The following is a 25,402-nucleotide window of genomic DNA, read 5'->3' on the forward strand; positions in this document are numbered from 1 at the left end:
CCAGTTGCCCCGCCTGGGGTCCGCCTCAAGGGGCGGATCCCCAGCCAGGCCGGGTGGACCCGGCTAACGGGCGAATGCCTCGAGCACGGCATCGTTGAAGGGCGTCCAGGCCTCCGTGGCCCAGGGGCCGAAGTCGCGATCGGTCAGGACCACACAGGCCAGCCCCGCTGTCGGGTCCACCCAGAGGAACGTGCCTGATTGCCCGAAATGCCCGAAGGTCCTCGGCGAATTCCCGGTTCCAGTCCAGTGCGGGGTCTTGGTATCGCGCAGCTCGAACCCCAGGCCCCAGTCGTTGGGCTTCTGGCGTCCGTACCCGGGCAGGACGCCGTCCAGCCCGGCGAACTGGACGGACGTCGCCTCGGCCAACGTGGCGGGGGCCACGAGGGTGGGGTGTTGGAGCTCGGCGGCAAAGCGGCAGAGGTCCTCCACGGTCGACGCGGCATCGGCTGCCGGGGAACCGTCCAACCTCGTGGATTCCATGCCCAGCGGTTGCAGGACCGCCTCGGACAAGTACTCGGCAAAGGGGATCCCCGCTTCGCGCTGGAGGGTTTGGCCCAGGACATCGAAGCCGGTATTGGAGTAGATCCGGCGCGTGCCCGGGGCTGCGCGGACGGTATCGGACGAGAACTCGTAACCGCCGGCATGGGCCAACAGGTGTCGGACCGTTGAGCCGTCCGGGCCCGCCGCCGCATCCAACGCCAGGGCCTCTTCCTCCAGGGCAACAAGCACGGCATAGGCTGAGAGCAGCTTCGTGACCGAGGCCAACGGGAAGATCCGCCGCATGTCGCCGTGCCGGGCCAGGATGGCCCCCGAGCTGTCGAGCACCGCCGCGGCCGCATGCGGCACCGGCCACGAATCGATCTGTTCCAGGGAAGCCATCACGGCCTTTCTAGGTTGCGTTGGTCGTGCTTGCGGCACGCTTCATGCTCGGAGCCACCCCACCGTAGTATGCGGCCAGCCGTGACAGGCCCTCATCCAGGGAGATGGCGGGCTTCCAGTCCAGCAGGTCCCGGGTGGCCCGCTGGTCGAACCAGTGGGCCGTCGAGAGCTGTTCGGCCAGGAACCCGGTCATCGGCGGCTCGTCGTGGACCCATCCCCGGCGGAGCCCGAGGACCCACGCCCGCTCGATGGCCGTCCCCGCGATCCGGGCCACCGAGCCGGGCACGCTGAACCGGGGAGCGGGGACACCACCGGCGGCACAGATGCCGGAGATCAGTTCACCGACCGGACGCGGCTCGCCGTTGGTCACGACCAGGGGGCGTCCGCGGGCCGCGCCGATGCGTTCCAAGGCCTGGACGATGGCGGCGGCCGCGTTGTCCACGTACGTCGTGTCGATCAGCGCGGTTCCGCCGTCGAGCAGCGGCAGGCGACCCGAACGGGCCCGGTCGATGACGCGCTCGACCAGTTGGGTATCCCCGGGGCCCCAGACGATGTGCGGTCGCACGGCGGCCACCCGGAACCCCGGGCCATCGGCGGCCAGGGCCAGCAATTCGGCAGCAGCCTTGGACCGGGCATAGTGGCCACGTGCGGCGGCGGGATCGGCGGCGCCCGCGGCTTCGCCCACGATCGAGGCTCCGTGGTGGGCCACCGACGGGGAGGAAACGTAGACGAAATCCGGGGGCACGCCGGCGCTGCGGGCAGCGTCGAGCAGATGACGCGTCCCCGTGATGTTCGTCGCGACGAAATCGTCCCATTCGCCGGTGAAGGACACCTTCGCGGCAAGGTGCACGACGGCGTCGACGCCCTCCACGGCCCGGCCCACGGCCGCGGCGTCGGTGATGGATCCGCGGACCGGTTCCGTCCCCGGGACGATCGCGGAACCACGGTGGAAGGTCCGGACGCGGTGCCCCCGGGAGAGCAGTTCGGCGGCAACTGCCCGGCCGAGCATGCCGCTGGCCCCCGTGACGAGGACGTGTCCGCCGGTGTGTGGGCCGGTCATGGCCGGATCCCCTTCCGGCCGGACAACAACGCGTCCGCCCAGGCGGAAAGCGCAGTGCGGTCGATTTTCGAGTTGTGGCGGATGTCCGTGGGTAGGTCCGGGATGCCCAGGACGGCCGAGGCACGGAGGCCCGTCTGCTCGAGGACGGCGCTCCTCACCTGCCCGGTCGCCACCGGGTCGAGGAGGCCGGGGCGGCGGACCCCGGGCTCGGTTTCGACGACGACGGCGACCGCCTGGGTCCCGGCCGGCCCGATGCCGACGACGGCGGCACGGCGGATGCCCGGGACGGACTCGGCGGCCAATTCGGCGGCCACGGGGGTCCGGACGCCGTCGGGGGTGGTCATGATGTGGCCGAGACGCCCCTGGACCCACAGGCGGCCCTCGGCATCGAGGTGGCCCACGTCCCCGGTGTGGTGCCACCCGGGATGCAGGGCGCTGGCTTGCTCGGTGATCCACAGGCGGTCGTAGCGGTCCTTGACGTGCGCGGCGGAAACGACGATTTCGCCCAGCACGCCGGGGGCCTCGGTCAACTTCGGGCCGACCGTGCCGTCGTCGTCCAGCGGGGCAATGCCGACGCGGGCTCCGGCCACGGGCCGGCCCACGCAGACGCCGTCGCCCGCGCCGGCGTCGAGGATCCCCTCGAGGCTGATGTCGGTGACCGGCAGGGCCTCGGTCATGCCATAGGGGGTGTGGACCCGGGCCTGGGGAACCAATTGCTGGACTTGCCGGAGCAAACCGGTGCCGAGCGGGGCCCCGGCCGAGAGCAGGAGTTCCACGCGCTCCAGGGACCCGCGCTGCGTTGCGTTGAGCTTCCCGGCGGTGGCCAGGACATTGACCAGCGCGGCCGGGGAGGCGAAGACGACGGTGGCGCCGATCGCCGCGGCGGCATCGGCCAGTGCGGAGGCGCTCAAAGTCCGCGGCGACGTGACGTCCATGTCGGGGGTCACCGAGACCGCCCCCAGGGCCGGGCCCAGCAGCGCGAACGGCGCGAATCCGGCCACCAGGGCGTCCCCGGACTTCAGGCCGTAGGTCGCCTGCAGGGTGTCCCGCATCGCCGCGAGACGTCGGTGCGTGTAGACGACGCCCTTCGCCGGGCCGGTGGATCCGGAGGTGAAGAGCACGGCCGCGTCGGCGTCGGGATCGACCGGCTCGAAGTCGGCGGCTCCTCGTTCGACCGCGCTGGTTCCGGCTTGCTCGAGCTCGTGGACGGTGGCGACGACACCGAGCAGCCGCCGTTTGGCGGGGGAGAGGTCCCCGACGGCAATGCGCCGGCCCGGCCAGTTCAGCGCGCGGGCTCCGATCAGGGCGCGCTCGATCCCGATGAGGTAGGCCGGGCCGGCACCGCGGATGGCCCGGCCGAGGCCACGGGTACCCAATCCGGCATCGGCGACCACGATGACCGCCCCCAGCCGCAGGCAGGCATAGATCAGGGCGGTGAGTTCGGCACCCGGGGGAACCAGGAGGCTCACGCGGTCCCCGCGTCGCACGCCAAGCCCGGCGAGGCCGTGGGCGATGGCGTCGACCCGCCGGGCCAGGGAGGACCAGGAGAGCGCATGGGAGAGGCGGAGCCCGTCGGCGGCGGCGAGCATGTCCACCACGGCGTCCGTGTGGTCATCGCGCCGGGCATCGAGTTCGGCCAGCATGCTGCGGAAGCCGCTGTCAGCCCCGGAAGCTGGGCGGCCGGGTGCGGGATCCCCTGGGGAGGCACCGCCGTCGTGCCGTGAGCCCGCGTCCGCGGCCACGTCGGCGGGGATGGCCGAGCCCAGCCAGGCCAGGAGGGGCGTCGCGATGTCGCGGTCCTCGGGCAGCAGGTGCCCGGCCCCTTCGAAACGGTGCACGTCGGCCTGGGGCAGGCGGTCCAGCAGGTCGCGCAGGTAGCGGTCGGAGAACACGGGATCGCGGGGCCCCCACATCAGCAGGGCCGGGACGCCGAGCGTCCTGATCCCCGAGGAGATCGTGTCCAGCGCCGGCCAGCTGGGGTGCCCGGGCCGCGAGGGGATGTCGGCGACGAAGTGGGCGACGCCGGCACGGTCGGCTGCCGTGCGGTAGGGCTCCCTGAAGGCCGCCCGGACCGCCGGGTCCAGCGGGGGATGGGCCAGGGAATGGGTGACCTTCAGGAATGCGGGCGACGTTTGCGTTCCCCACCGGTGGACCGCCGGGTGCAAGGCCAGGCGCAGCGCCGGAGGCAGGGAGAAGCCCGCCGGGTGGACCGCCGTGTTCGTCAGGGCGATGGCTGCCAGCAGGTCGCGATGCCGGGTGGCCCAGCCCAGCGAGATGATGCCGCCCCAGTCGTGGCCGAGGGTGACCACGGGACCGCGGAGACCGAGCGCGTCGGTGAGGTCGCCGAGGTCGGTGACGCGGTCCTCGAGGCGCCGGAAGGTGGCGGTGCGCTCCGAGAAGCCCATGTCGAGCTGGTCGACCGCGACCACGCGCCATGGGGTGGCGGCGTCGGTGGCGGCCTCGACGACGCTGCGCCAGAGGTAGGACCAGGTGGGGTTTCCATGGACGGCGAGGATGGTGCCGGCGGGGGTGGCGCCATGGGATTCCAGGACCGGCCCGTTGTCCAGCACGTGCCAGCGGTGCGTGGTGCCCGGGCGGTCGCAACCAGCGGTGGAGGGGATGGTGAGGTATCGGGAGAATTCGGGGCGGACCCCGGGCCAGCTCCGACCTACCACGCCAGCTCCAGCATCGCCGTGTTCAGCCCCGACCCCACGCCCATGCACAGGACACGGTCCCCGGGGTTGAGCGAATTGGTCTCCTGGGCCAGCGTCATGGGCAGTGAGGCCGGCCCGACGTTGCCCCACTTCGGGAACGTGATCGGGACGCGGTCCCGGACGAGGTTGACGGCCTTGATGATCGCGTTCGTGTAGGAATTCGAGACCTGGTGCGTCACGTAGCGGTCCATCGACCCCCAGTTCCAGCCGTCCTGGTGGGCTTCATCCCAGGCATCGACCACCAGCTTCAAACCGTTGTCCAGCAGCCCCTTGGTGTCGGTGTACATGCCCTGGGGACCACCGACGCAGAGTTCGTGGTGCTCGGTTCCGGCCCGCGAGACCCCGCCGAGGATCCGGTGGCTGCCGGGATGCTCGTCCGCACGGCCGATGACGGCGGCCGCGGCGCCGGAGCCCAGGGTCAGGGTGGCGAATTCGCGCAGGTAGTCCTCGCGGGTCGAGTCCTGGCGGTTGAGCCGGTCAAAGGTCGGTTCCTGGGCGATCTGCGAATCCTCGCCGGCGACGATGAGGGCGTAGGAGATCTGTCCGGAGTCGATCATGTTCGCCGCCAGGGTGATGCCATTGACGAAGCCGAGGCAGGCATTGGCCAGGTCGAAGTTCATCGCCGAGGACGGAAGCCCCAGCCCGTTGTGCACCTTCACGGCGACGGAGGGTTCCAGGTTGGTGCGGGTGACCGAGGTGTTGATCAACAGGCCGATCTCGTGCGGTTCGACACCTGCTTCGGCCAGGGCCTTGGATCCGGCGTCGACGGCGGCATCGTCGAAACCGGTGCCTTCGGGCCACCAGCGGCGTTCGCTGACGCCGGCAACGCGCTCGAGGAGCTTCTTGGACAGGCGCAGGCGCTTCAGGCTGGGTTCAAGTCGCTTGTCGAACTCACTGGACGTGACGACGACGGGTGCCTCCACACTGCTGACGGCGAGAATCGCCGAGTTCGTGTGTCGAAACGTTGCATTGCCGCTCAATATCCAGCCTTCGTCCAAATCGGATCCGTGTGCCGCCGACGCATCCACCGATGCGAAGACTCTCCAACCGTTAACTATGCACGCTGCCCCACGGTTCCCGCACATTCACCGTGCGGCATGAATGGGCCCTGTGACATTCCACCCATCGTGTGGCAAACCCACGCCGACAGCCATGACCCAGTAGATTAGTGGCATCCGACCTCCCGTCCATCCAGCTGAAAGTCACCCGTGCACCTCAAGACGCTGACCGTCCGCGGATTCAAGTCGTTCGCCTCGGCGACGACCTTTGAATTCGAACCCGGCGTGACGGCGGTCGTCGGGCCCAACGGCTCGGGCAAGTCCAATGTGGTCGATGCCCTGTCATGGGTCATGGGGGAGCAGGGCGCCAAGAGCCTGCGTGGCGGCAAGATGGAGGACGTCATCTTCGCCGGCACCTCGGGGCGTCCGGCCCTGGGCCGCGCCCAGGTGTCGCTGACCATCGACAATGCCGACGGCGCGCTGCCGATCGAGTACTCGGAAGTCACCATCACCCGCACGCTTTTCCGGGCCGGCGGATCCGAGTACGCCATCAACGGCCGGTCCTGCCGGCTCCTCGATATCCAGGAACTGCTCTCGGACACCGGCATGGGGCGGGAGATGCACGTCATCGTCGGGCAGGGACAACTGGACCGCATCCTGCACGCCACCTCGGAGGAACGCCGCGGCTTCATCGAGGAGGCCGCCGGTGTGCTCAAGCACCGCAGACGGCGGGAAAAGACGGTCCGCAAGCTCGATTCGATGGCGGCAAACCTTTCCCGGCTCCAGGACCTGACCGGCGAAGTCCGGCGGCAGCTGACCCCGCTGGGCAAGCAGGCCGAGGTCGCCCGCCGCGCCCAATCGGTGCAGTTCGAGGTCCGGGATGCCCGTTCACGGCTCCTGGCCGACGAGTTGGTCACCCTGCGGGAGTCGCTGGCCCGCGAACTCGAGGACGAGCGCCGCCTGCGGGAGCGCCGCGACGAGGTTGAGCGGACGGTCCAGGAGGTCAAGCAACAACAAACAGACCTTGAGGCCGCCGTGGCACGGATCGTCCCCGAGGTGAATGCCGCGCGCGAAGCCTGGCACGCACTGAACACGAGCCGCGAGCGCTTCCGCGCCCTCCGGGCACTCGCCGGTGAAAGGGAACGGAACCTGGCCGCCCAGGCACACGTCGTCCATGACACATCACGCGACCCCGACCGCATGGAGGACCAGGCCAGGCGGCTGCAGTCCGAGCTGGAGGCGATCGAACACGAGCGCGACATGCTCTCGGCCCGGCTGGAGGACACCATCGCCCGCCGCACGGCCGCCGAAACGGCGGCCGCAGCCGAGGCGCAACGTGTGACCACGTTGATGCGCGCCGCAGCCGACCGCCGGGAAGGACTGGCCAAGCTGGCCGGCAAGGTCGGCTCGGCGCGCAGCCGCGTTGAAACACTCGAGGACGAACTGGCCCGGCTGCGCAAGGCGGCAGAGCAGGCCCGTGAACGGGCCGCGGCAGCCCGGCTGCAGTACACGGAGCTTGAGCAGCAGGCCAGCGGCGTCGAGGACTCCGAGGAGGACCTCGACGCCGACCACGAACGCGCCGAAACCCTGTTGGCCACCTGCGCGGCGGAACTCGAGGACGTCTCCGGGAGGGAGCGGGCCGCCGAGCGCGAGCGCGCCGCCCTGCAGGCCAGGGCCGAGGCGCTGCAGGCGGGCATGGACCGCAAGGACGCCTCCGAGCAGATCCTCGCCGCCGGACACGAGGGCATCCGGGGGCGCATCAGCGCCGACCTCCGCGTCCTGCCCGGGTATGAAACGGCCGTCGCAGCCGCCCTCGGTCCCTATGCGGAAGCACTGAGCGCCCGATCCGGCGAGCAGGCCCTCACGATCCTCGAAACGGTCCGCGGAGAGGAAGCCGGCCGCATCCACCTTGTCTTCCCACAGGATTCGTTGCCACACGGCGGGAGGGCTGGTGGCAGCGGACGGCACCAGGAAGCGACCGGCCAGCTGCCGGCGGGCGCCCGGTGGGCTGCCGAGCTCGTGGGCGTCCACGAACCGGCCCCGGAGGGCCTCGAGGATGCGGTCCACGCCCTCTTGTCCGGGGTGGCCGTTGCCGACTCCGCCGCAGACGCCGCCGCCATCCTGGCCGGAGCCCCCCACCTCCGGGTGGTGACCCGCTCCGGCGACGTCCACACCGCGACCAGTGCAGCGGGAGGCACGGACTCCGGCTCCTCCCTGCTCGAGCAGCAGGCGGCCATCGACGCCACCACTGCCGATCTCGACGCCGCCACGGCAACCTACGAAAAGCTCCGGTTCCAACGGGCAGCGGCCGAGGACCGCCGTCATGCAGCAGCGGAAGCCGTTGAAGCAGCCCTGGAACGGCTCTACCAATCGGATGCGCGCATCACCGGGGTTGCGGAACAGCTGGCGACCTTCGGCTCCACGATCCGCCAATCGATGACCGAAGCCGAACGCGCCGAACAGCAAATGGCCACGGCCGCGGACGCGCGCGAGGCGGCCGAGCTGGCCTTGTCCGAGCTGGAGGAACGCCTCGCTGCGGCGCACCGGGAACCGACCGACGAGGAACCCGACAACACCGCCCGTGAACGGCTGGACGCGGAAGCCGCCGCCGCCCGGCAGGAGGAACTCGAAGCCCGTCTGGCGCTGCGCGGCAGCGAGGACCAGGTGGGCCATCTGGGCAGCCGCCGGGAGTCGCTGCTGCGTTCTGCGGCCACGGAGCGCCGCAACCGCGAACAGGCCGAACGGCGGGCCGCCGCACGGCGCCGCCAGGCAGCGCGCGCCGCGGCGGTTGGAAGCGCCGTCGAGGCTGCCCTCGAGCGCATCGAGGACTCCCTGGACGGGGCCGGCGCCGAGCGCGACCGCCTCGTCGTCGAGCGCGATGAGGCGGAAGCCCGCCTGGGCCACGTACGTGCGCGCGGCGTCGAGCTGTCCACGGAGCTGGCCGGACTGACCGACACGGTCCACCGGGACGAACTCGCACGGGCCGAGCAGCGGATGCGCATCGAGGGCCTCGAGGCCCGGTCCGTGGAGGAATTGGGCATGACGCCGGAGCACTTGGTCGAGAACTACGGGCCGCATCTGCTGGTTCCCCAGCCCGAGCAGGAGGCGGACAAGTGGGCCGCCCTTCGCCAGGACGTCGACGAGGACGGCGTCCCGATCGAGCAGGGCAGGCCATTCGACCGGGCCGAACAGCAGAAACGGCTGCGCAAGGCCGAGAAGGACCTGGCCTCGCTGGGAAAGGTCAACCCCCTGGCCCTGGAGGAGTTCGCCGCCCTGGAAGAACGGCACCGGTTCCTCGCGGACCAGCTCCAGGACCTCACCTCCAGCCGCAAGGACCTGCTAGACATCATCCGCGATGTCGACGAGCGCGTCGAACGCGTCTTCACCGAGGCCTTCCACGACACGGCGAGGCAATTCGAGGCCGTGTTCGCCACCCTGTTCCCCGGCGGCGAAGGTCGGCTGGTCCTCACCGACCCGGAGGACATGCTCAACACGGGCATCGAGGTCCAGGCCCGGCCGGCCGGCAAGAAGATCAAGCGGCTCTCGCTGCTCTCCGGTGGGGAACGGTCCCTCACCGCGGTTGCCCTCCTCGTGGCGATCTTCAAGGCCCGGCCGTCACCGTTCTACGTGATGGACGAGGTCGAGGCGGCCCTGGATGACACGAACCTGGGCCGGCTCCTCACGATCTTCCGGGAACTGCAGGAGGCGAGCCAGCTGATCATCATCACGCACCAGAAGCGCACCATGGAGATCGCCGACGCGCTCTACGGAGTCTCCATGCGCGGCGACGGGGTGACGAAGGTCATCAGCCAGCGGCTCGGCACCAGCCGCACCCCGTGAGCGGGGCGGTGATTGGCAACTCGCCAGCCGTTACCGGCGGTGGGGTAGCAGGGCGCTCGGTTCGACCAGGGGCTTGAAGACGGTTCTGACAAGCCTGGTCTCGGACAGGACGCAGACCGCGAGGGCCCCGAGGATGAACAGCCCCGTCGTGACGGAGGGCTGGCCCCAGGTCTTCCACTCGGTCAGGCCGACCAGCGTCAGGACCTGCAGGTGGAGCAGGTACGGGTACATGGTGTGCCGCCCCGCCTCGGCGATCCACTGTCCGGCCCGTGTCGGGGCACCCGGCGTGCCGGGCAGCACCAGCAGGAATGCCGTCGCGCTGACGGTCGCCAGGACCAGGACCCCCAGCCGAACGGCCATGCCAGCGAGATTCCCCTGCCCCAGGTCCTCATAGGAGGACTTGCCCAGGAAGGGACTACGCCAAAAGTCCTTGCCCAGCACGAAGACGACCACGGCCAGCGCGAACAGATAGATGCCGGCTCCGACCCGCAGCATGACACGGCGTCGCCACGCGGCCACCAGGTCCACCAGGTAGGGCCCGGCGACGAAGAGGGGCAGGAAGAAGAGGACGCGGGACAGCGAGAGCCAGCTGCCGATATGGGGGCTGAGGCCGGCCAGAAGCGCTATGAGCAGGGTCAGCGGAACAGCCCAGCGGATGCCCCGGAACCACGGGCCGATGAGGCGCCAGCCGGCCAGGGCGACGAGGAACCACAGCCCGAAGGTCTGGTTCGTGAAGGACCAGCTGGGGTCATCGCCTTCCAGGAACCAGCCCAGGGCAAAGGCGACCACCTGGAAAATGAGATACGGCAGCAGCAGTTGCCACCAGATCTTGGCCAACGTCTTGCCGCCCGCTTCCGCGCGGCGGGCGCCCCAGCCGGCGAGGATGACGAAGACGGGGATGTGGAAGACGTAGACGAAATTCGACACGACGATGGCCAAGCCGCTCTCCGACCGCATTTGCCCCACGGCATGGCCCATGACCACCAGCACGATGGCGATCCACCGGGCCTGGTCGATCCATGTTTGGCGGACCCCCACCGTGGTGGGGCCGGAGGTTGTGGCGGAGCTCATGCATGTCCCTTCGAACTGATCCTCGTCATGGGCAGAAGCCAGCATAACCGCGGGGACTGCGCATCCCGCGACCAGCACGGCCGGATGGCCAGTTCCCAGTAACTTCCCACGTCCCGACCCGGTCCCCGATAACGGCGGGGCGGACCAGCCCCGTTATTCTGGAATGCGACCAAATCACATGTCCACATTCGAGCAGGGGGCGAACGGAGGCCGACTGCAATCCGTAGCAACAAACCTGAAAACCCCACCAAGCCCGGATACCGGGCCGATATCCAGGGCCTGCGGGCGATCGCCGTATCGCTGGTCGTGGTGTACCACCTGCTGCCGAAAGCGGTCACCGGTGGGTACGTCGGGGTCGATGTCTTCTTCGTCATCTCCGGGTTCCTGATCACCAGCCACCTGCTCTCCAAGCCGCCGACGAACCTGCGGCTCCTGGGCCAATTCTGGGCCCGCCGTATCCGGCGTCTGCTGCCGGCGGCGTTCGTCGTCATCCTGGGAACGCTGGCGATGACGTGGGCGCTGGCCCCGGAAAGCCGGTGGCGCAGCATCTCCTGGGATGCCATTGCCTCGGCCTTCTACTTCCAGAACTGGCGTTTGGCCACCGGCTCCACGGACTACCTGGGGGCCGAAGAGGCAGCATCGCCACTGCAGCATTTTTGGTCGCTGTCCATCGAGGAACAGTTCTACGTCTTCTGGCCCCTGCTGATCCTGCTGGTGATGGCTCTCGCCGCGCACTTCGGATGGAAGCGCCGCGCCAGCGTGACGGGGGCGATCCTCGTGGTCGTCGTCGCCTCCTTCGCCATTGGCCTGTACTACACGCATGCCGATCCGGCTGCTGCCTACTTCGTGACGACGACGAGGATCTGGGAATTGGGCATCGGCGCAGCCCTGGCCTGCGTCGGCCCGCTGCTGCGCCCAGGCAGGAGCACCGCCATCCTGGTGGCATGAGCGGGCCTGGCCCTCATCCTGTGGTCCGCCACGGCCTACACTCCCGATACGTCCTTCCCGGGCGCGGCTGCCCTGGCGCCGACGCTGGGTGCCGCGCTGGTGATCTGGGCCGCCAGCGAGTCGCGGTGGTCGCCCACGGGCTGGCTGTGTCTCCGTCCCGTCCAGTGGCTCGGGGACGCCTCCTACTCGATCTACCTGTGGCACTGGCCCTTCGTTGCCTTGATCCCCTTCGTTGGCAACGGCCGGACCGGCTGGGTGGATTCGGTGGTCATCGTCGTGGCGACGTTGGTGCTGTCGGCCCTGACGAAAGTGTACGTGGAGGACCGCTTCCGCAACGCACGGCTGCTCGGCAAGACGCCACGCAGCTTTGTCCTGGCCGGGGGATCCATGGGCCTCGTTGCCGCACTTGCCCTGGTGCCGATCGCGATGGTGGTCCAGCAGGCCGAGACGTCCATGGCCCGGGCGGCCGAAGCACGGACGTCGACGGACCCATGCACGGGAGCCCGCGCCCTTGACCTGCCAGCATCGGCCTGCCCGCCCGTCACCCGGAATCAGCTGGTCCCGGAACCGGCAGTGGCCGGGGACGACAAGTCGGACATCTATGCGGACGGATGCCTGGAGCATTCGCCCTACGAGGGACTGAGCCGCTGTGTCTACGGCACCGGTTCACGAGACGTCGCCATCGTCGGCAACTCGCACGCGGCCCAATGGGTTCCGGCACTGCGGGAGATCGCCAAGAAGCACGACCTGCGGATCACCACGTTCACCGCCGCTTCCTGTGCCCCATCGATGCGAACCTCGACTTCACACCGGACCGCAGCAAGGCCTGCCGGGCGTGGGGGGAGCGGGCCGTGAAAGCCACCAGCGGGAACCAGTTCGACCTGGTCATCGCAACGACGCGCAACGTCCATGGGGTCGCCAGCTCGACCCAGAAGACCGTCCAATCCGGCCTCGAGCACGGCTACGAGGGATTGCTGAAGGAATGGCTGGCGGAGAAGACCAATCTCCTGGTGTTGCATGACACGCCGTTCCCGGAGGACACCCTCAAGTCGATTCCGGACTGCCTGGCCAATCCCCTCAAGAACATCGCCGACTGTTCCGGCAGCCGCGGCACCTGGGTGCCCGAGGACCCGCTCTATGCCGCGGCGAAGAAGTTGGGACACGGCATCGATACCGCCGATCTCAACGACCACTTCTGCCGCGAGGACCGCTGCTATGGGGCCAACGGCGGTGTGGTCACGTACTTCGACGGGTCTCATGTCTCGGCAACGTACGCCGCGACGTTGGCGCCGTATCTGGCCCCCAAGGTATTGGAGGCCCTGGACGGCTGATTGCTGCCTCCTGTTCACCGGCTGCACCCGCGGCCGGTCGACGGGCGGCCGGCAGGGTTGCTCAGCGGTGTTCGGGCAGTGTCCGCGGAACAGTCCACCAGGCGGCGGCTCCAACGAGTCCAACCACCCCGGTGATGCCGAAGGCCCACCCGAAGCCCCAGCTGTCGGCGATCAAACCCGCGACTACGGGCCCCAGGATCGCCCCCGAGTCCGTCGCCATCTGGAACCCCGCCATCACCTTGCCCCCGTTGTGGTCGCGCCCGATGACATCGGCGACGGCGGCCTGCTGGGCGGGATTCATGAATCCAATGCCCGCCCCGGCGATGATCGACAAGGCGATGAACAGGACCTCATGGTCGGCCAGTCCAATGCCGGCCAGGGCCAGCGAGCCGATGGTCAGGCCGACGAGGACCGGCATGCGGCGGCCGTGCCGGTCGGTCACCCGCCCGGCCACGGTCAGCGCGACGGCATTGCCGATGGCGAACAGGCCCAGGGACAACCCGGCCAGCGCCGCGCCGTCGTCGAAGGCCTGTGCCGCGAAGAGGGGGACCAGCGCAACCCGGACCCCGAAATTGGACCAGCCATTGGCGAAGCCGGAGACCAGGGCCGCGCGGTAGACCCGGCTGCGCAGGGCTTCGGTGAAGAGCATGGCGGGTCTGGAATCTCGTGGTCCGCGTTTGGCCGACGACCGGACGCCCAACAGGGAGAGGTAGACGATGGCGGCGGCAACGATGAGCGCGCCCCCATAGATGAAGAAGGGCAGCCGGTAGCCGAAGACCGCGAGGAAGCCGCCGACCACGGGTCCCACGATGTTGCCGATGAGGAACGAGCCGGCGTAGTAGCCGGAAATGCGGCCGCGGATCTCGGGCGGGGCCAGCCGCGCGATCAGCGACATGGCCGAGACGGTGAACATCGTCGATCCGAGTCCGCCGGCCGCCCGGAAGACCAGCAGTTGCGTGTAGTCCTGCGCGAAACCGCACAGGATGGTCGACACGGCGACGATCAGGACGCCGCCGACGTACACGGGCGGCTCGCTGAGGGCGGAGGTGAGGCGTCCGCTCACCGGCGCGAAGGCCAGGCGCGTGAGCGCGAACACGCTGACGATGAATCCCGCGGCCGCCACTCCGACGTCAAAGCTCTTGGCAAACTGGGGCAGGATCGGGGCGATCAGGCCGAAGCCGAGGGCGATGACGAAGGCGGCGGCGATCAGGACCTTGATCTCGCGGGGTATCGTCAGCGTTTCCGGCGCGCGGGAAGGTGTGCTCATCAAGCCACCAGCCTAGTCTGTGAGAAACTGGAGCCGTGCCTACAGATACCCTCCTGATCATTGCCATCGTCGTCGTCGTGGTCCTTGTCATCGGTCTCGGGACGGCCTTCTTCCTGCGTGGGCGCAAGACGCCCCCGGGGACGTATACGTCGACGCGGGACCCCAATGATCCGGCTCCCGGAACCGGGACCGACACGCTGGTGCGGCCGGGCGAAGCCCCCGCCCAGGATGTGGACGGCGTCACGGGCGTTGACACCCTCCCGGCCCCGGAGGACACGCTGGGCCGCGAAGAGGTCGCCGTCGACGTCCCGGCCCCGGTGCTCGGTCGACTGGCCCGCCTCCGCGCGCGGCTGGTCAAGTCGAACAACGCCCTGGGCAAGGGGCTGCTGGCACTGCTGTCCCAGGACAAGATCGACGAGGACGTGTGGGACGAGATCGAGGAAACGCTCCTGCTCGCCGACCTCGGCAGCGAGCCGACCCAGGAACTGGTCGACGCGCTGCGCGAGCGCGTCAAGGTCGAGGGCCACCGCGATCCCGCCCAGGTCAGGACCATGCTGCGCACCGAACTGATCAAGCTCGTCGACCCGGAGATGGATCGTTCGATCGTCTCCGACCGCCAGCCGACCGGCCCGTCCATCGTCATGGTGGTCGGGGTGAACGGCGTCGGCAAGACCACGACCATCGGCAAGATCGCCCGCGTCCTGGTGGCCGAGGACAAGGACGTCATCCTGGGAGCCGCTGACACCTTCCGCGCCGCCGCCGCCGAACAACTGGCCACCTGGGGTGCCCGGGTCGGCGTACCCACGGTGCGCTCCCACGCCGACGGGGCGGACCCCGCCTCCGTCGCCTTCGAAGCCGTGAAGGCCGGCATCGAGCAGGAAGTCGACGTCGTCATGATCGACACGGCAGGCCGCCTGCAGAACAAGGTGGGCCTGATGGACGAGCTGGGCAAGATCAAACGCGTCGTGGAAAAGCAGGCGGCCGTCAACGAGGTCCTGCTCGTGCTGGATGCCACCACCGGGCAAAACGGGCTGAACCAGGCCAAGGTGTTCTCCGAGGTCGTCAACGTGACCGGCATCGTCCTGACCAAGCTCGACGGGACCGCCAAGGGCGGCATCGTCGTGGCCATTCAGCGCCAACTGGGCGTCCCGGTCAAGCTCGTGGGCCTGGGGGAGGGCCCCGACGACCTCGCGCCCTTCGATGCCGCGGACTTCGTCGACGCCCTGCTGGACTAGCGCACAGCGGTCCCGGACCGCTTTTTCGGGCCCCGTATCCCTCCTGGGTGCGGGGCCCGAAACATGTCCGTAACCGGGCGGGAACCAGCCCCTTACCTGGCAGCGGGATTTGTAACGGCGGCGAAACCGCAGCGCACCCCGTCGTGAAACACGGACACGGAATTCTTGAGGCACAGGCGGGATGGACCCGCCGGGATCGCCTCGGGAGGACCTGCGATGGAATTATCTGCCGGTAACGTCTGGATGATGGCCTGTGCGGCACTGGTGTTGCTGATGACCCCTGGACTGGCCTTCTTCTACGGAGGCATGACGCGCGCCAAGGCCGTCCTGAACATGATGATGATGAGCTTCGCGTCGGCGGGCGCCGTCGGCGTCGTCTGGGTGCTGTGGGGCTACTCGATGAGTGGCGGCGGAACGGGGCTGGGCGGTCTGGTGGCCGACCCCTTCACCGCCTTCGGGCTGACGTCCCTGGTCGGGTCGGACGCCCTGATCGGCGTGGGATACGGCGCAACGTTCGCCATCATCACGGTCGCCCTGATTTCCGGGGCGGTCGCCGACCGGGCCAAGTTCGGTGCCTGGCTGGCGTTCGCCCCGATCTGGACGACGGTCGTCTACGTGCCCATCGCCTATTGGGTCTGGGGCGGGGGCCTGCTCGGTCCGGACGGGGCCATCGGCTCGTGGGCCGGCGAGGCCATCGACTTCGCCGGGGGCACGGTGGTGCACATCAACGCCGGCGTCGCGGGGCTGGTGCTTGCGCTGATCCTGGGCAAGCGCCGGGGCTTCGGGAAGGACCCGAGCCAGCGCCCGCACAACATCCCGCTGGTCATGATCGGCGCAGCCCTTCTCTGGTTCGGCTGGTTCGGCTTCAACGGCGGCGCCGCCGGGACGGCCGAGGAAGCGGGCCTGATCTGGGTGAACACGCTGGCGGCCCCGGCCGCCGCGATGCTCGCCTGGATCGCCATCGAGAGGATCCGCGACGGGCACCCGACATCCCTCGGGGCGGCCTCCGGCGTCGTGGCCGGCCTGGTGGCGATCACCCCAGCCTGTGCCAACGTGTCCCCGGTGGGGGCCATCGCCCTGGGCTTCGTGGCCGGGGTGGCGGCGGCCCTGGCCGTGGGGCTGAAGTACCGCTGGGGCTACGACGACTCCCTGGACGTCGTGGGCGTGCACCTGGTCGCCGGCCTGGTGGGAACGCTGGCGCTCGGTTTCCTGGCCCTGCCCGGCGAGGACACCGCAGGGGGCCTGTTCTACGGCGGCGGGCCCGCGCAGCTGGGCAGCCAGCTGGTTGCCGTCGTCGTGTGCATGGCCTACACCGGCGCCATGACGGCGGTCATCGGGCTGGCCCTCCACAAGACCGTGGGCCTACGGATCACCGCCGAGGCCGAGGAGACCGGCATCGACCTCGCGGAGCACGCCGAGACGGGCTACGAGTTCGGCGGCCTCGGCACCACCGGGTCCTTCGTCCCGCACCCCGCCACCTCCAGCCACCTGCAGAACACCACGGAAAGGGCCTAGCCATGCAACTGATCACCGCGATCATCCGCCCGGAGAAGATGGGCATCATCCGCGACGCACTGGAAAGCTACGGCGTCCAGGGCCTCACCGTCAGCCAGGCCAGCGGGTATGGGCGGCAACGCGGCCACACGGAGGTGTATCGCGGCGCCGAATACACGATCGACCTGCTGCCCAAGGTCCGGGTGGAGATCCTGGTGGGCGACGACCGGGCCGACGACGTCGTGGACGTGCTGGTGGCCTCGGCCAACACCGGGCGGGCCGGCGACGGCAAGGTCTGGGTCACCGAGGTGCGGGAAGCGGTCCGCGTGCGGACCGGTGAACGCGGGGACGCCGCCGTCTAGCCTTCGGCGGTCGGGGGGGCCTGCTCGTCCAACGCGGTCCCCGGGTACTCCCCGGCCTTCGGGGCCCGTTCGAGCCGGACCTCCTGCGTGGTCAGCCAGTTCTCCGGCCCGTTGGACCCGGCGGGATACTCCTCCAGCGGAACCTCGTTGTTCTCCCAGGCGGCAAGGACCGGTTCGACGATCCGCCAGCACTGCTCGGCGGTGTCATCGCGCACGGACAGGGTGGGGTCCCCGGCCAGCACCCCGGCGAGGACTTCGCCATAGGGGAGCAGGTCCGGGCTGTTGAGCTGCGCGGCCAGGCCGATCCGGTCCAGCTGGTACATGTCGCCGGGTCCGTTGACGTCCAGTTCCAGCTCGAGCGTGTCGGGACCGAACCCGATCCGCAGCCGGGTGGGGGAGTCGTTTCCGGTGAAGCCCTCGGGCAGGTGGGAGACGGGTTTGAAGGTGATGACCGCTTCCTTGCGGGGACACCCCAGGGCCTTGCCGGAGCGCAGCAGGAACGGCACCCCGGCCCACCGGGCGTTGTTGATCCGCAGTTCGATTTCCGCCAGCGTCTCCGTATTGTTGGCCGCGTCCACGCCGTCCTCGTCGACGTAGTCCGGCACCTCGTGGCCGCGGCTGGTGCCGGCCGTGTACCGGGCCCGGCGGGTGCTCTTCGCGTAGTCGGCGGGGACCTTCGTGGCCCGCAGGACCGAACCGATGTGGTCGCGCAGGTCCCGCTCGCCGAGGGTGGCGGGGGCATTCAGGGTCAGCAGCGCCAGGATCTGGAGCAGGTGGGACTGGATCATGTCCCGCAGCGCGCCGGCATGGTCGTAGTAGCCGGCCCGCGATTCCAGGGCCAGGTCCTCGTCGTAGAAGATCTCCATCTTGGCCACGTGGTCGGCGCTGAACAGCGGTTCCAGGAAGCGGTTCGCGAAGCGCAGGCCCAGGATGTTGAACACCGTGGCCTTGCCCCGGAAGTGGTCCACCCGCTGGATCGATTCCTCCGGGACCAGGCGGGTCAGCGTCCTGGTCAGTGCGTGGGCCGACTCGGCGCTCGAGCCGAAGGGCTTCTCCATCACCAGGGTGGTGCCTTCGGGGACCTCCTCGGGCGTGAGGACCTCGCAGGCCTTCTGGCTGACCGTGGGCGGCAAGGCGAAGTAGAGTGCGACTGGACCGTCCAGCGTGGCGAGCAACTTGCCCAGTTCGCCGGGCGCGGTGACGTCCAACCCTTCATAGCGGGTCGCCTCGGCGATGCGGTCCAGGTAGGAGGCACCGTCTCCGGTGGCCTTCTTCTTGGCCTCGGCGAACACGCTGGAGACGCGGTCCTTCCAGTCCTGCGCGCTGAAGTCCGTCGAGCCGGCACCGACGAGCACCAAGTCAGCCTCGCGGCCGGTGGCGATCAGCTGCGCCAGGCCGGGCAAGAGGAGCCGGCCGGTCAGGTCGCCGGAGGCACCCAGGATGAGCAGTGTCTTGACATGGGCTTTCTTCGCTTCACTCACGGTCCCTAGCTTGCCATCCCCGGCGGCGCCCTGTCTGCCCGGAGTGATTCGGTGCCGCCGGGCTGGCCGGGGCTTGGTAACCTTGGAAGTCGAGTCCCGCGGGGTTTCCCCGTAGCCATCCACACGAAAGTAGTCCAGCTCCCGTGTTCAATTCACTCTCCGACCGGCTGACAGCGACGTTCAAGAACCTGCGCGGCAAGGGCAGGCTCACGGAGGCCGACGTCGATGGCACCGTCCGCGAGATCCGACGGGCCCTGCTGGACGCCGATGTCGCCGTGCCCGTGGTGCGTGCCTTCGCCGCCCAGGTCAAGGAGCGTGCGCTGGGCGCCGAGGTCAGTGCCGCACTGAACCCGGGGCAGCAGATCGTCAAGATCGTCAACGAGGAACTCGTGGGGATCCTCGGCGGGGAGACCCGCCGGCTGAACCTGGCCAAGGTCCCGCCGACGGTCATCATGCTCGCGGGCCTGCAGGGCGCGGGCAAGACCACCCTGGCCGGCAAGCTCGCGAAGTACCTCAAGGCCCAGGGCCACACCCCGCTCCTGGTGGCGTGCGACCTCCAGCGCCCGAACGCCGTCAAGCAGCTGCAGGTCAACGGTGAACGTGCCGGGGTGCCCGTCTACGCCCCGCACCCCGGTGTCTCCTCCGAGTTCGAGGAAGCCACCGGCGATCCCGTGGTCGTCGCGCGCAACGGCGTCTCCGAAGGCCGGCAGAAGCAGCACGACATCGTCATCATCGACACCGCCGGCCGCCTCGGCGTCGACGCGGAGATGATGCAGCAGGCCGCGGACATCCGCGCCGCCGTCAACCCGCACGAGGTCCTGTTCGTCATCGACGCGATGATCGGCCAGGATGCGGTGAACACCGCCCAGGCGTTCAACGACGGCGTCGGCGTCACCGGCGTCGTGCTGTCCAAGCTCGACGGCGATGCCCGCGGCGGTGCCGCCCTGTCGGTCGCCTCGGTGACGGGCAAGCCGATCATGTTCGCCTCGACTGGCGAGAACCTGGGCGACTTCGAGGTCTTCCACCCGGACCGCATGGCCAGCCGCATCCTGGACATGGGCGACATCATGACGCTCATCGAGCAGGCCGAGCAGAACTGGGACAAGGGCGAAGCCGAGCGCATGGCGAAGAAGTTCGCCGACCGCGAGGACTTCACGCTCGAGGACTTCCTGTCCCAGATGCAGCAGATCAAGAAAATGGGCTCCATGAAGAAGATGCTCTCCATGATGCCCGGGGCAGCGATCTCCAAGCAGCAACTCGAGCAGTTCGACGAGCGGCAGATCGACCGCATCGAGGCCATCGTGCGCTCGATGACCATGCACGAACGCGTCGCCCCCAAGATCATCAACGGATCCCGCCGCGCCCGCATCGCCAAGGGCTCGGGCACCTCGGTCTCCGAGGTGAACCAGATGCTCGAACGCTTCGGCGAGGCGCAGAAGATGATGAAGCGGATGGCAGCCGGCGGGGGGATGCCCGGCATGCCCGGCGGCCGTGGCGGTGCCAAGAAGGGCAAGGGCGGCGGCAAGAAGAAGCAGAAGTACGGCAACCCGGCCAAGGCCGCCCAGGCCGAACTGGAGGCCAAGAACCGCACGTCGGCCACCCCCTCCGCGCGGAGCGGCGCCGCCTTCGGCCAGCAGGCGAACCAGGACTTCGACCCGTCGAACCTGAACCTGCCCAAGGGCTTCGAGAAGTTCCTGGGCAAATAGGCGCGGCGGCGGGAGCGGCTGATGTCTGTTGTGCAGGGACTGGATGGGTTCCTCAGTGCCCGGTGGAAGCACCGTGCCTACGCCTCGATCCTGGTCCGGCGTTCCGACGGCGCGGTGCTGACCGTCAAGGACTCGGCCGGGATCAACGAGGCCAGCTACGGGGACGACTCGGAGCCCGACTGGGTGCTGCCCGCTGCTGCCGTGCGATCCGGCATGGGGCCACGGGGCGCCGCTGCCTCGGTGCTCTCCCGGTTGGCGCTCGAGCCGACGATGGGCCGCGTCCTGGTCCACGACTTCCGTCCCGTCGCTGGTACCCAGGCTGCCGGTGACGGCGATACCGGCACCGAATTCCTGGTGTACGACGGCGGCACCTGGGTGACCGACGTCGAGCGGTTCACCGCCGATGGGGGTCTGCTCCAGGTCAGGTTCTGCCCGTTGGAACAGCTGCCGGTCCTGCTGCCACCGGGTGATGCCGAACGCGCGGCTGCCGCCGTGCGGGCCCTGGAACTCGGGGGTGTGACTGAACTCGAGACCGGCCGCGACGTGACCCCGCGTCATGTGCCCGGCAACCGGCAGCCGCCGCGGAACCTTATGCCTGACCTTCCCCAGACGGCTCCCGTCCCGGGGCTCAAGAATCGCGATTCGGCGCCGGCCCAATAAACATTCGGCACGACGGGAGCGGCCTTCGCATTCGTCGTTCTCAGGGCCAGTAGCAGCCAATGAAGGGACTGCACATGTCTTTGTCGCGCAGATCGCTGATCGTCTCGGCTGGAGGCTTGGTGGTTGCATCCGCCGCGGGATGCGCCGGCAAGGGGGCCGGAGCAGCGGCGCCTGGAAATGCGGTGGCGTCGATCGAATACCCCGCCATGGCAGCGCACCGGGGTGGGCTCGCCTTGTACCCCGAATCAACCATGGTGGCCTTTGAATCCATTGTGAGGAATTATCCGCATGCCGTGCTCGAGATGGACGTGAGGACATTGCGGGACGGCCGGCTAGTGGTCTTCCACGACTCGTCCGTGGGCCGCGTGGCCACAAACTCCAAGGCCCGGGTGTCGGATCTGGACTCGCAGCAGTGGCGGGCACTGCGTATCGCCGATCCGCAAGGAGGTCCGGCTCAGCCGCCGGTATTCCTAGACGAAGTGCTGCAACGGTTCGGAGGCACGGAACGTGTCTTGATGATCGAACGCAAGGGGGCCACGGATCTCAGGACCTTCATGGACGTACTCCGGCCATTCCGCTCACAGGTGATCCTGCAGGATTTCGAGCGGAGTAAGGCAGAGAGCATGACAGCGGCCGGATTCAAGGTCGTTCAGTTGACCGGAAAGGGCACTCCGAAAATCATCCCCGGTGTGTATGCGCTCGGCGTCGCTTCGGATGCGATCACCAATGAACTATGCGAACGCGCCCACGAGCAGGACACAGTCGTCTGGGCCTGGGGAGACGACGTTGTTTTCAAGGACCCTCAGCTGCTCTCCCTTGGCGTCGACGGGTTCATCGTCAACGACCCATCACGGTCAATCCTCATCCAGCTCCCGGACGAACGAGCCAAACCGCAGCTTCAGACGGCCGCCAAGCGGTAGCCTTGCCTGCCTACCTTTATTGAAGTTTAAAGTAAATGATGAGATCATGGAAGCAGAAGAAGACCTGCCAATCCTCCTGAAGGAGCACCCCATGACCTCCGCCGCACCGGAACCCCGCACCGCCGACTTGCTGCCCGACGGCCTCGGGATGGGCACGCTGACCCTGAAGGTCGGCGACCTCGCCAAGATGACCGAGTACTACCGCACTGCGCTGGGCCTGACGGTCCTTGCCGATGATGCTGCCGGCGTCGTGCTAGGGCGGATCAACGAGCCGCTGCTCCGGCTTGAGGACCGCCACGGACTGATCCTGCCCGGGCGCGGCGAGGCCGGCCTGTTCCATGCCGCCCTGCTCTTCAGGGACCGTTCGTCCCTGGCGGCGGTCGTCGCCTCAGCGGCGCAGCACCCGGAGAGCCGCTTTGCGGGCAGCGCCGACCATCTGGTCTCCGAGGCGTTCTACTTCACCGATCCCGAGGGCAACGGCATCGAACTGTACTGGGACCGCCCGCGGGAGCAGTGGAGCTGGACCGGTTCGACCGTGCAGATGGACTCGTTGGCCTTGAGCCCCAACGACTATCTCCGCAGCCACCTGACCGAGCAGGCCGCCGGCGGCCTCGCTGCGGCAGCCGCCGAGATCGGCCACGTCCACCTGCAGGTCGGCGACACGACCGTCGCCCGCGACTTCTACGTCGACACCCTCGGGTTCGCCGAGACCGCCGGATGGCACGGCCAGGCGTTGTTCGTTTCCGCCGGCGGGTACCACCACCACATGGCCATGAACGTCTGGAACAGCCGCGGCGCCGGACCGCGCAAGGACACCCTGGGGCTGGGCGAGGTGCTCATTCGCGTTCCCGGTGCGGACGACGTCGCTGCCGTGGCCGACCGACTGCGGTTCGCCGGCATCGAGAACCACCATGATGGATCCGAGCTGCGCTTCGAGGATCCCTGGCGCAACCGGCTGCGCATCGCGATCGGCTAGCTCCGGCACGCGCGGCGCAGGTCGCGCCCGTCGATCCCATCTGGCATAATGAGACGGTACTCGATCGACGTGGCCCCTCTCTCCGCGTGTGCATCGTGTCCTCAGAAGCCGCGCATTATGGCCCGCCCCACGGGTGCAGAACCGCGGATTCGCCCAGTATCAGATACAGGAGTGACCACTACAGTGGCCGTTAAGATTCGACTCAAGCGCTTCGGCAAGACGCGCGCCCCGTACTATCGCATCGTCATCATGGACTCCCGCGCCAAGCGCGACGGCCGTGCCATCGAGGAGATCGGCAAGTACCACCCCACCGAGGAGCCCTCGTTCATCGAGGTCAAGTCCGAGCGTGCGCAGTACTGGCTGTCCGTTGGTGCCCAGCCGACCGAGCAGGTCGCAGCCCTGCTCAAGATCACGGGCGACTGGCAGAAGTACAAGGGCATCGAGGGCCAGGAAGGCACCTTGAAGACCAAGGCCGACAAGGAGGCCTACGTGGCCCCCGACCGCGGTTCGGTCATCCTGCCCGAGGCCATCACCAAGAAGGCCGACAAGGCCGAAGGGGCCCCCGCCGAGGAAGCCGACGCCGAGAAGGCAGAAGCCACCGAGGCCGAGTAACCATGCTCGCTGAGGCTCTCGACCACCTGGTCCGCGGCATCGTCGACTCCCCGGAGGACGTTGCCGTCGCCCTGAAGGCCAATCGCCGAGGCGACACGCTCGAGGTTCGGGTCCACCCCGACGACCTCGGACGCGTCATCGGCCGGCAGGGCCGCACCGCCCGCGCACTGCGCACCGTGGTCGCCGCCCTCTCGGACGGCGAACCGGTCCGCGTCGACGTCGTCGACACCGACCGCCGCCGCTAGGCCAGGTCGCAGAGTCCCCGCCGCGCCGACCGGCACGGCAGCCCCGGCCCCGCACCGTCACCGGTGCGGGGCCGGACGCTTTAAGCCCATCGTAGGATCGTTAGAGAACGTCCCCCTGTCCCAAGGAGTATCCATGCGCCTCCAGGTCGCACGCGTCGGCAAGCCCCACGGCATCCGCGGGGAGGTCACCGTCCAGCTCATGACCGACGCCCCCGGCGCCCGCTTCGAACCCGGCACTGTGTTCGACGTCGAGGCCGGCCCGGTGAAGGCCCTGACCGTCGAGGGCGCACGATGGAACAAGGAGATCCTATTGGTCGCGTTCGAAGAGGTCGCCGACCGCAACGCCGCGGAAACCGTGCGCGGTGCGCGGCTGTTCATCGAGACCGAGGACCTCGACGAGGACGATGAGGATACCTGGTACGAACACGAACTGGTCGGGCTCACCGTCCGGATCGGCGACGCGGTCGTCGGCAAGGTCACTGGCCTGCGGACCAACGCGGCCCAGGACCTGCTGATCATCGAGGACACCAAGGGGGAAGAGGTCCTCGTCCCGTTCGTGGAGGCCATCGTCCCGGAAGTCGATACCGAGGCCGGCCATGTCCGCCTCACGCCTCCGGAGGGGCTCTTCACGCTCAACCGCGACGACGCGGGCAACGGCGGAGACGGCAAGGCCTAAACGCATGCGCATTGACGTCGTCTCCATCTTTCCCGAGTACCTCCAGGCGCTGGACATCTCGCTTATCGGCAAGGCCCGGCGCGACGGTCTGCTGGACGTGCGCATCCACGACCTGCGCGAGCACACCTACGACCGGCACCGGACGGTGGACGACACCCCCTATGGTGGCGGCGCCGGCATGGTCATGAAACCCGAGCCGTGGGCCGAGGCCCTATCCGCCATCGCCGGCGTGGCCCCGGAAATCCCGGCAGCGGATGATGGCGACTCGCGCCCACTGCTGCTGGTGCCCTCACCAGCGGGCGAGGTCTTCACCCAGGCCATGGCCCAGGAGCTGTCGACGCGCGATCACCTGGTCTTCGCTTGCGGCCGCTACGAGGGCATCGACGAGCGCGTCTATGAATACGCCGCCGAACACTACGAGGTCCGTCCCGTGAGCTTGGGCGACTACGTCCTGAACGGGGGAGAGGTCGCCGTGCTGGCCATGATCGAGGCCATCGGCCGGCTGGTCCCCGGTGTCGTGGGCAACCCGGAGTCCCTGATCGAGGAGTCGCACTCCGAGGGCCTGCTCGAGTATCCCGTGTACACCAAACCCGCCGTCTGGGAGGGCCGTGAAGTCCCCGAGGTGCTGCTGAACGGCAACCACGGCAAGATCGCCCGCACCCGCCGGGCCTGGCAGCTCGAACGCACCGCCGCCCGCCGTCCGGATCTGATCCGTGTGCTGGATCCATCAACGTTGAACCGCCACGACCGCGACACCCTGTGGCATGCAGGCTTCATGATCGAGGATGGCCGCATCGTGGACAAGCCGGGAGAGTAGCTCCGAGCGGCCACGCTGATTGCGCTCTGGGCAGGCCGACGACGGGCGGCGCACAACAGAAAAGCTCCCCCAGTATCTGGAATCGATGGGTTCACCGTGGTTCCAGATAC

At 68.8% G+C, this 25,402-nt stretch carries 21 protein-coding genes and 1 pseudogene; 15 read left to right on the top strand and 7 right to left on the bottom strand.

Going from position 1 to position 25,402, the window contains the following annotated elements; all coding sequences use genetic code 11:
* Window positions 1-63: 63 nt before the first annotated feature.
* From AB8M85_RS15825 to AB8M85_RS15840, 4 genes are read right to left on the bottom strand one after another with little or no spacing between them, the layout of a single operon-like run.
* Window positions 64-879, bottom strand: coding sequence for a serine hydrolase domain-containing protein (locus tag AB8M85_RS15825; protein WP_372699800.1), 816 nt, complete (start codon window positions 877-879; stop codon window positions 64-66).
* Window positions 880-889: 10 nt separating this feature from the next.
* Window positions 890-1,939 carry an NAD-dependent epimerase/dehydratase family protein gene (locus tag AB8M85_RS15830; RefSeq protein WP_372699801.1) on the bottom strand — a complete coding sequence of 350 codons (1,050 nt, stop codon included), beginning with the start codon at window positions 1,937-1,939 and terminating at the stop codon, window positions 890-892.
* Complete coding sequence (locus tag AB8M85_RS15835; protein ID WP_372699802.1) at window positions 1,936-4,614, bottom strand: alpha/beta fold hydrolase; 2,679 nt, start codon at window positions 4,612-4,614, stop codon at window positions 1,936-1,938. The genes AB8M85_RS15830 and AB8M85_RS15835 overlap by 4 nt, the downstream gene beginning before the upstream one ends.
* Window positions 4,608-5,633 carry a 3-oxoacyl-ACP synthase III gene (locus AB8M85_RS15840; protein ID WP_372699803.1) on the bottom strand — a complete coding sequence of 342 codons (1,026 nt, stop codon included), beginning with the start codon at window positions 5,631-5,633 and terminating at the stop codon, window positions 4,608-4,610. Before AB8M85_RS15840 ends, AB8M85_RS15835 begins: the two co-directional genes overlap by 7 nt.
* Window positions 5,634-5,861: 228 nt before the next feature.
* Between AB8M85_RS15840 and smc the strand changes: the two genes are divergently transcribed.
* Window positions 5,862-9,491 (top strand): chromosome segregation protein SMC, encoded by a 3,630-nt coding sequence (smc, locus tag AB8M85_RS15845; protein WP_372699804.1) that lies wholly within the window; start codon window positions 5,862-5,864, stop codon window positions 9,489-9,491.
* 30 nt (window positions 9,492-9,521) lie between these two features.
* On the opposite strand, the gene AB8M85_RS15850 is transcribed toward smc, so the two are convergent.
* Window positions 9,522-10,562: an acyltransferase family protein gene (locus AB8M85_RS15850; protein WP_372699805.1), complete on the bottom strand. Its 1,041-nt coding sequence runs from the start codon at window positions 10,560-10,562 to the stop codon at window positions 9,522-9,524.
* A gap of 270 nt (window positions 10,563-10,832) precedes the next feature.
* Here AB8M85_RS15850 and AB8M85_RS15855 point away from each other — a divergent pair.
* The 3 genes and pseudogenes from AB8M85_RS15855 to AB8M85_RS15865 all read left to right on the top strand — a co-directional run.
* A pseudogene (locus tag AB8M85_RS15855) lies at window positions 10,833-11,804 on the top strand (acyltransferase family protein); the annotation flags it as partial.
* A 159-nt stretch (window positions 11,805-11,963) separates the two neighbouring features.
* Complete coding sequence (locus tag AB8M85_RS15860) at window positions 11,964-12,365, top strand: SGNH hydrolase domain-containing protein (protein WP_372699838.1); 402 nt, start codon at window positions 11,964-11,966, stop codon at window positions 12,363-12,365.
* Window positions 12,296-12,841, top strand: a complete 546-nt coding sequence (locus tag AB8M85_RS15865) for an SGNH hydrolase domain-containing protein (protein WP_372699839.1) — start codon at window positions 12,296-12,298, stop codon at window positions 12,839-12,841. Before AB8M85_RS15860 ends, AB8M85_RS15865 begins: the two co-directional genes overlap by 70 nt.
* A 61-nt stretch (window positions 12,842-12,902) precedes the next feature.
* Here AB8M85_RS15865 and AB8M85_RS15870 read toward each other — a convergent pair whose 3' ends face one another.
* Window positions 12,903-14,108, bottom strand: a complete 1,206-nt coding sequence (locus AB8M85_RS15870; protein WP_372699806.1) for an MFS transporter — start codon at window positions 14,106-14,108, stop codon at window positions 12,903-12,905.
* 35 nt (window positions 14,109-14,143) lie between these two features.
* Between AB8M85_RS15870 and ftsY the strand changes: the two genes are divergently transcribed.
* The 3 genes from ftsY to AB8M85_RS15885 all read left to right on the top strand — a co-directional run bounded on the left by ftsY (window position 14,144) and on the right by AB8M85_RS15885 (window position 17,199).
* Complete coding sequence (gene ftsY / locus AB8M85_RS15875) at window positions 14,144-15,343, top strand: signal recognition particle-docking protein FtsY (RefSeq protein ID WP_372699807.1); 1,200 nt, start codon at window positions 14,144-14,146, stop codon at window positions 15,341-15,343.
* 216 nt (window positions 15,344-15,559) lie between these two features.
* Entirely contained in the window at window positions 15,560-16,858 is a 1,299-nt protein-coding gene (locus AB8M85_RS15880; RefSeq protein ID WP_372699808.1) for an ammonium transporter, read from the top strand.
* Between the two features lie 2 nt (window positions 16,859-16,860).
* Complete coding sequence (locus AB8M85_RS15885) at window positions 16,861-17,199, top strand: P-II family nitrogen regulator (RefSeq protein WP_372699809.1); 339 nt, start codon at window positions 16,861-16,863, stop codon at window positions 17,197-17,199.
* Here the strand turns inward: AB8M85_RS15885 and AB8M85_RS15890 are convergent.
* Window positions 17,196-18,680: a glucose-6-phosphate dehydrogenase gene (locus AB8M85_RS15890; protein WP_372699810.1), complete on the bottom strand. Its 1,485-nt coding sequence runs from the start codon at window positions 18,678-18,680 to the stop codon at window positions 17,196-17,198. The two genes, AB8M85_RS15885 and AB8M85_RS15890, sit on opposite strands and share 4 nt — an antisense overlap.
* Before the next feature lie 143 nt (window positions 18,681-18,823).
* Here AB8M85_RS15890 and ffh point away from each other — a divergent pair, with 143 nt between their 5' ends.
* The 8 genes from ffh (at window position 18,824) to trmD (ending at window position 25,292) form a co-directional block, all read left to right on the top strand.
* The gene (ffh, locus tag AB8M85_RS15895) at window positions 18,824-20,386 is read left to right on the top strand and encodes a signal recognition particle protein (protein ID WP_372699811.1); all 1,563 of its coding nucleotides are present in this window, start codon (window positions 18,824-18,826) and stop codon (window positions 20,384-20,386) included.
* A 21-nt stretch (window positions 20,387-20,407) separates the two neighbouring features.
* Window positions 20,408-21,046, top strand: a complete 639-nt coding sequence (locus AB8M85_RS15900) for a hypothetical protein (RefSeq protein WP_372699812.1) — start codon at window positions 20,408-20,410, stop codon at window positions 21,044-21,046.
* A gap of 74 nt (window positions 21,047-21,120) precedes the next feature.
* The gene (locus AB8M85_RS15905) at window positions 21,121-21,966 is read left to right on the top strand and encodes a glycerophosphodiester phosphodiesterase (RefSeq protein WP_372699813.1); all 846 of its coding nucleotides are present in this window, start codon (window positions 21,121-21,123) and stop codon (window positions 21,964-21,966) included.
* Between the two features lie 91 nt (window positions 21,967-22,057).
* The gene (locus tag AB8M85_RS15910; protein ID WP_372699840.1) at window positions 22,058-22,942 is read left to right on the top strand and encodes a VOC family protein; all 885 of its coding nucleotides are present in this window, start codon (window positions 22,058-22,060) and stop codon (window positions 22,940-22,942) included.
* Window positions 22,943-23,125: 183 nt separating this feature from the next.
* On the top strand, window positions 23,126-23,554 hold the full coding sequence (rpsP, locus tag AB8M85_RS15915; protein ID WP_372699814.1) for a 30S ribosomal protein S16: 429 nt from the start codon (window positions 23,126-23,128) through the stop codon (window positions 23,552-23,554).
* Between the two features lie 2 nt (window positions 23,555-23,556).
* Complete coding sequence (locus AB8M85_RS15920) at window positions 23,557-23,799, top strand: RNA-binding protein (RefSeq protein WP_372699815.1); 243 nt, start codon at window positions 23,557-23,559, stop codon at window positions 23,797-23,799.
* Between the two features lie 133 nt (window positions 23,800-23,932).
* Window positions 23,933-24,475, top strand: coding sequence for a ribosome maturation factor RimM (rimM, locus tag AB8M85_RS15925; RefSeq protein ID WP_372699816.1), 543 nt, complete (start codon window positions 23,933-23,935; stop codon window positions 24,473-24,475).
* Between the two features lie 4 nt (window positions 24,476-24,479).
* Window positions 24,480-25,292, top strand: coding sequence for a tRNA (guanosine(37)-N1)-methyltransferase TrmD (gene trmD, locus AB8M85_RS15930; RefSeq protein ID WP_372699817.1), 813 nt, complete (start codon window positions 24,480-24,482; stop codon window positions 25,290-25,292).
* Window positions 25,293-25,402 lie beyond the last annotated feature (110 nt).

Source organism: Arthrobacter sp. JSM 101049 (genome assembly GCF_041679245.1).
GTDB lineage: Bacteria > Actinomycetota > Actinomycetes > Actinomycetales > Micrococcaceae > Arthrobacter_H.

What these genes read in the sequence shown, in the direction of transcription:
- AB8M85_RS15880 (WP_372699808.1), top strand. Translation starts at nt 15,560, where the DNA reads ATGGAATTATCTGCCGGTAACGTCTGGATGATGGCCTGTGCGGCACTG.
- rimM (WP_372699816.1), top strand. Translation starts at nt 23,933, where the DNA reads ATGCGCCTCCAGGTCGCACGCGTCGGCAAGCCCCACGGCATCCGCGGG.
- AB8M85_RS15830 (WP_372699801.1), bottom strand. Translation starts at nt 1,939, where the DNA reads ATGACCGGCCCACACACCGGCGGACACGTCCTCGTCACGGGGGCCAGC.
- AB8M85_RS15910 (WP_372699840.1), top strand. Translation starts at nt 22,058, where the DNA reads ATGACCTCCGCCGCACCGGAACCCCGCACCGCCGACTTGCTGCCCGAC.
- AB8M85_RS15825 (WP_372699800.1), bottom strand. Translation starts at nt 879, where the DNA reads ATGGCTTCCCTGGAACAGATCGATTCGTGGCCGGTGCCGCATGCGGCC.
- AB8M85_RS15885 (WP_372699809.1), top strand. Translation starts at nt 16,861, where the DNA reads ATGCAACTGATCACCGCGATCATCCGCCCGGAGAAGATGGGCATCATC.
- AB8M85_RS15870 (WP_372699806.1), bottom strand. Translation starts at nt 14,108, where the DNA reads ATGAGCACACCTTCCCGCGCGCCGGAAACGCTGACGATACCCCGCGAG.
- AB8M85_RS15860 (WP_372699838.1), top strand. Translation starts at nt 11,964, where the DNA reads ATGGCCCGGGCGGCCGAAGCACGGACGTCGACGGACCCATGCACGGGA.
- trmD (WP_372699817.1), top strand. Translation starts at nt 24,480, where the DNA reads ATGCGCATTGACGTCGTCTCCATCTTTCCCGAGTACCTCCAGGCGCTG.
- AB8M85_RS15905 (WP_372699813.1), top strand. Translation starts at nt 21,121, where the DNA reads ATGTCTTTGTCGCGCAGATCGCTGATCGTCTCGGCTGGAGGCTTGGTG.
- AB8M85_RS15850 (WP_372699805.1), bottom strand. Translation starts at nt 10,562, where the DNA reads ATGAGCTCCGCCACAACCTCCGGCCCCACCACGGTGGGGGTCCGCCAA.
- AB8M85_RS15900 (WP_372699812.1), top strand. Translation starts at nt 20,408, where the DNA reads ATGTCTGTTGTGCAGGGACTGGATGGGTTCCTCAGTGCCCGGTGGAAG.
- AB8M85_RS15920 (WP_372699815.1), top strand. Translation starts at nt 23,557, where the DNA reads ATGCTCGCTGAGGCTCTCGACCACCTGGTCCGCGGCATCGTCGACTCC.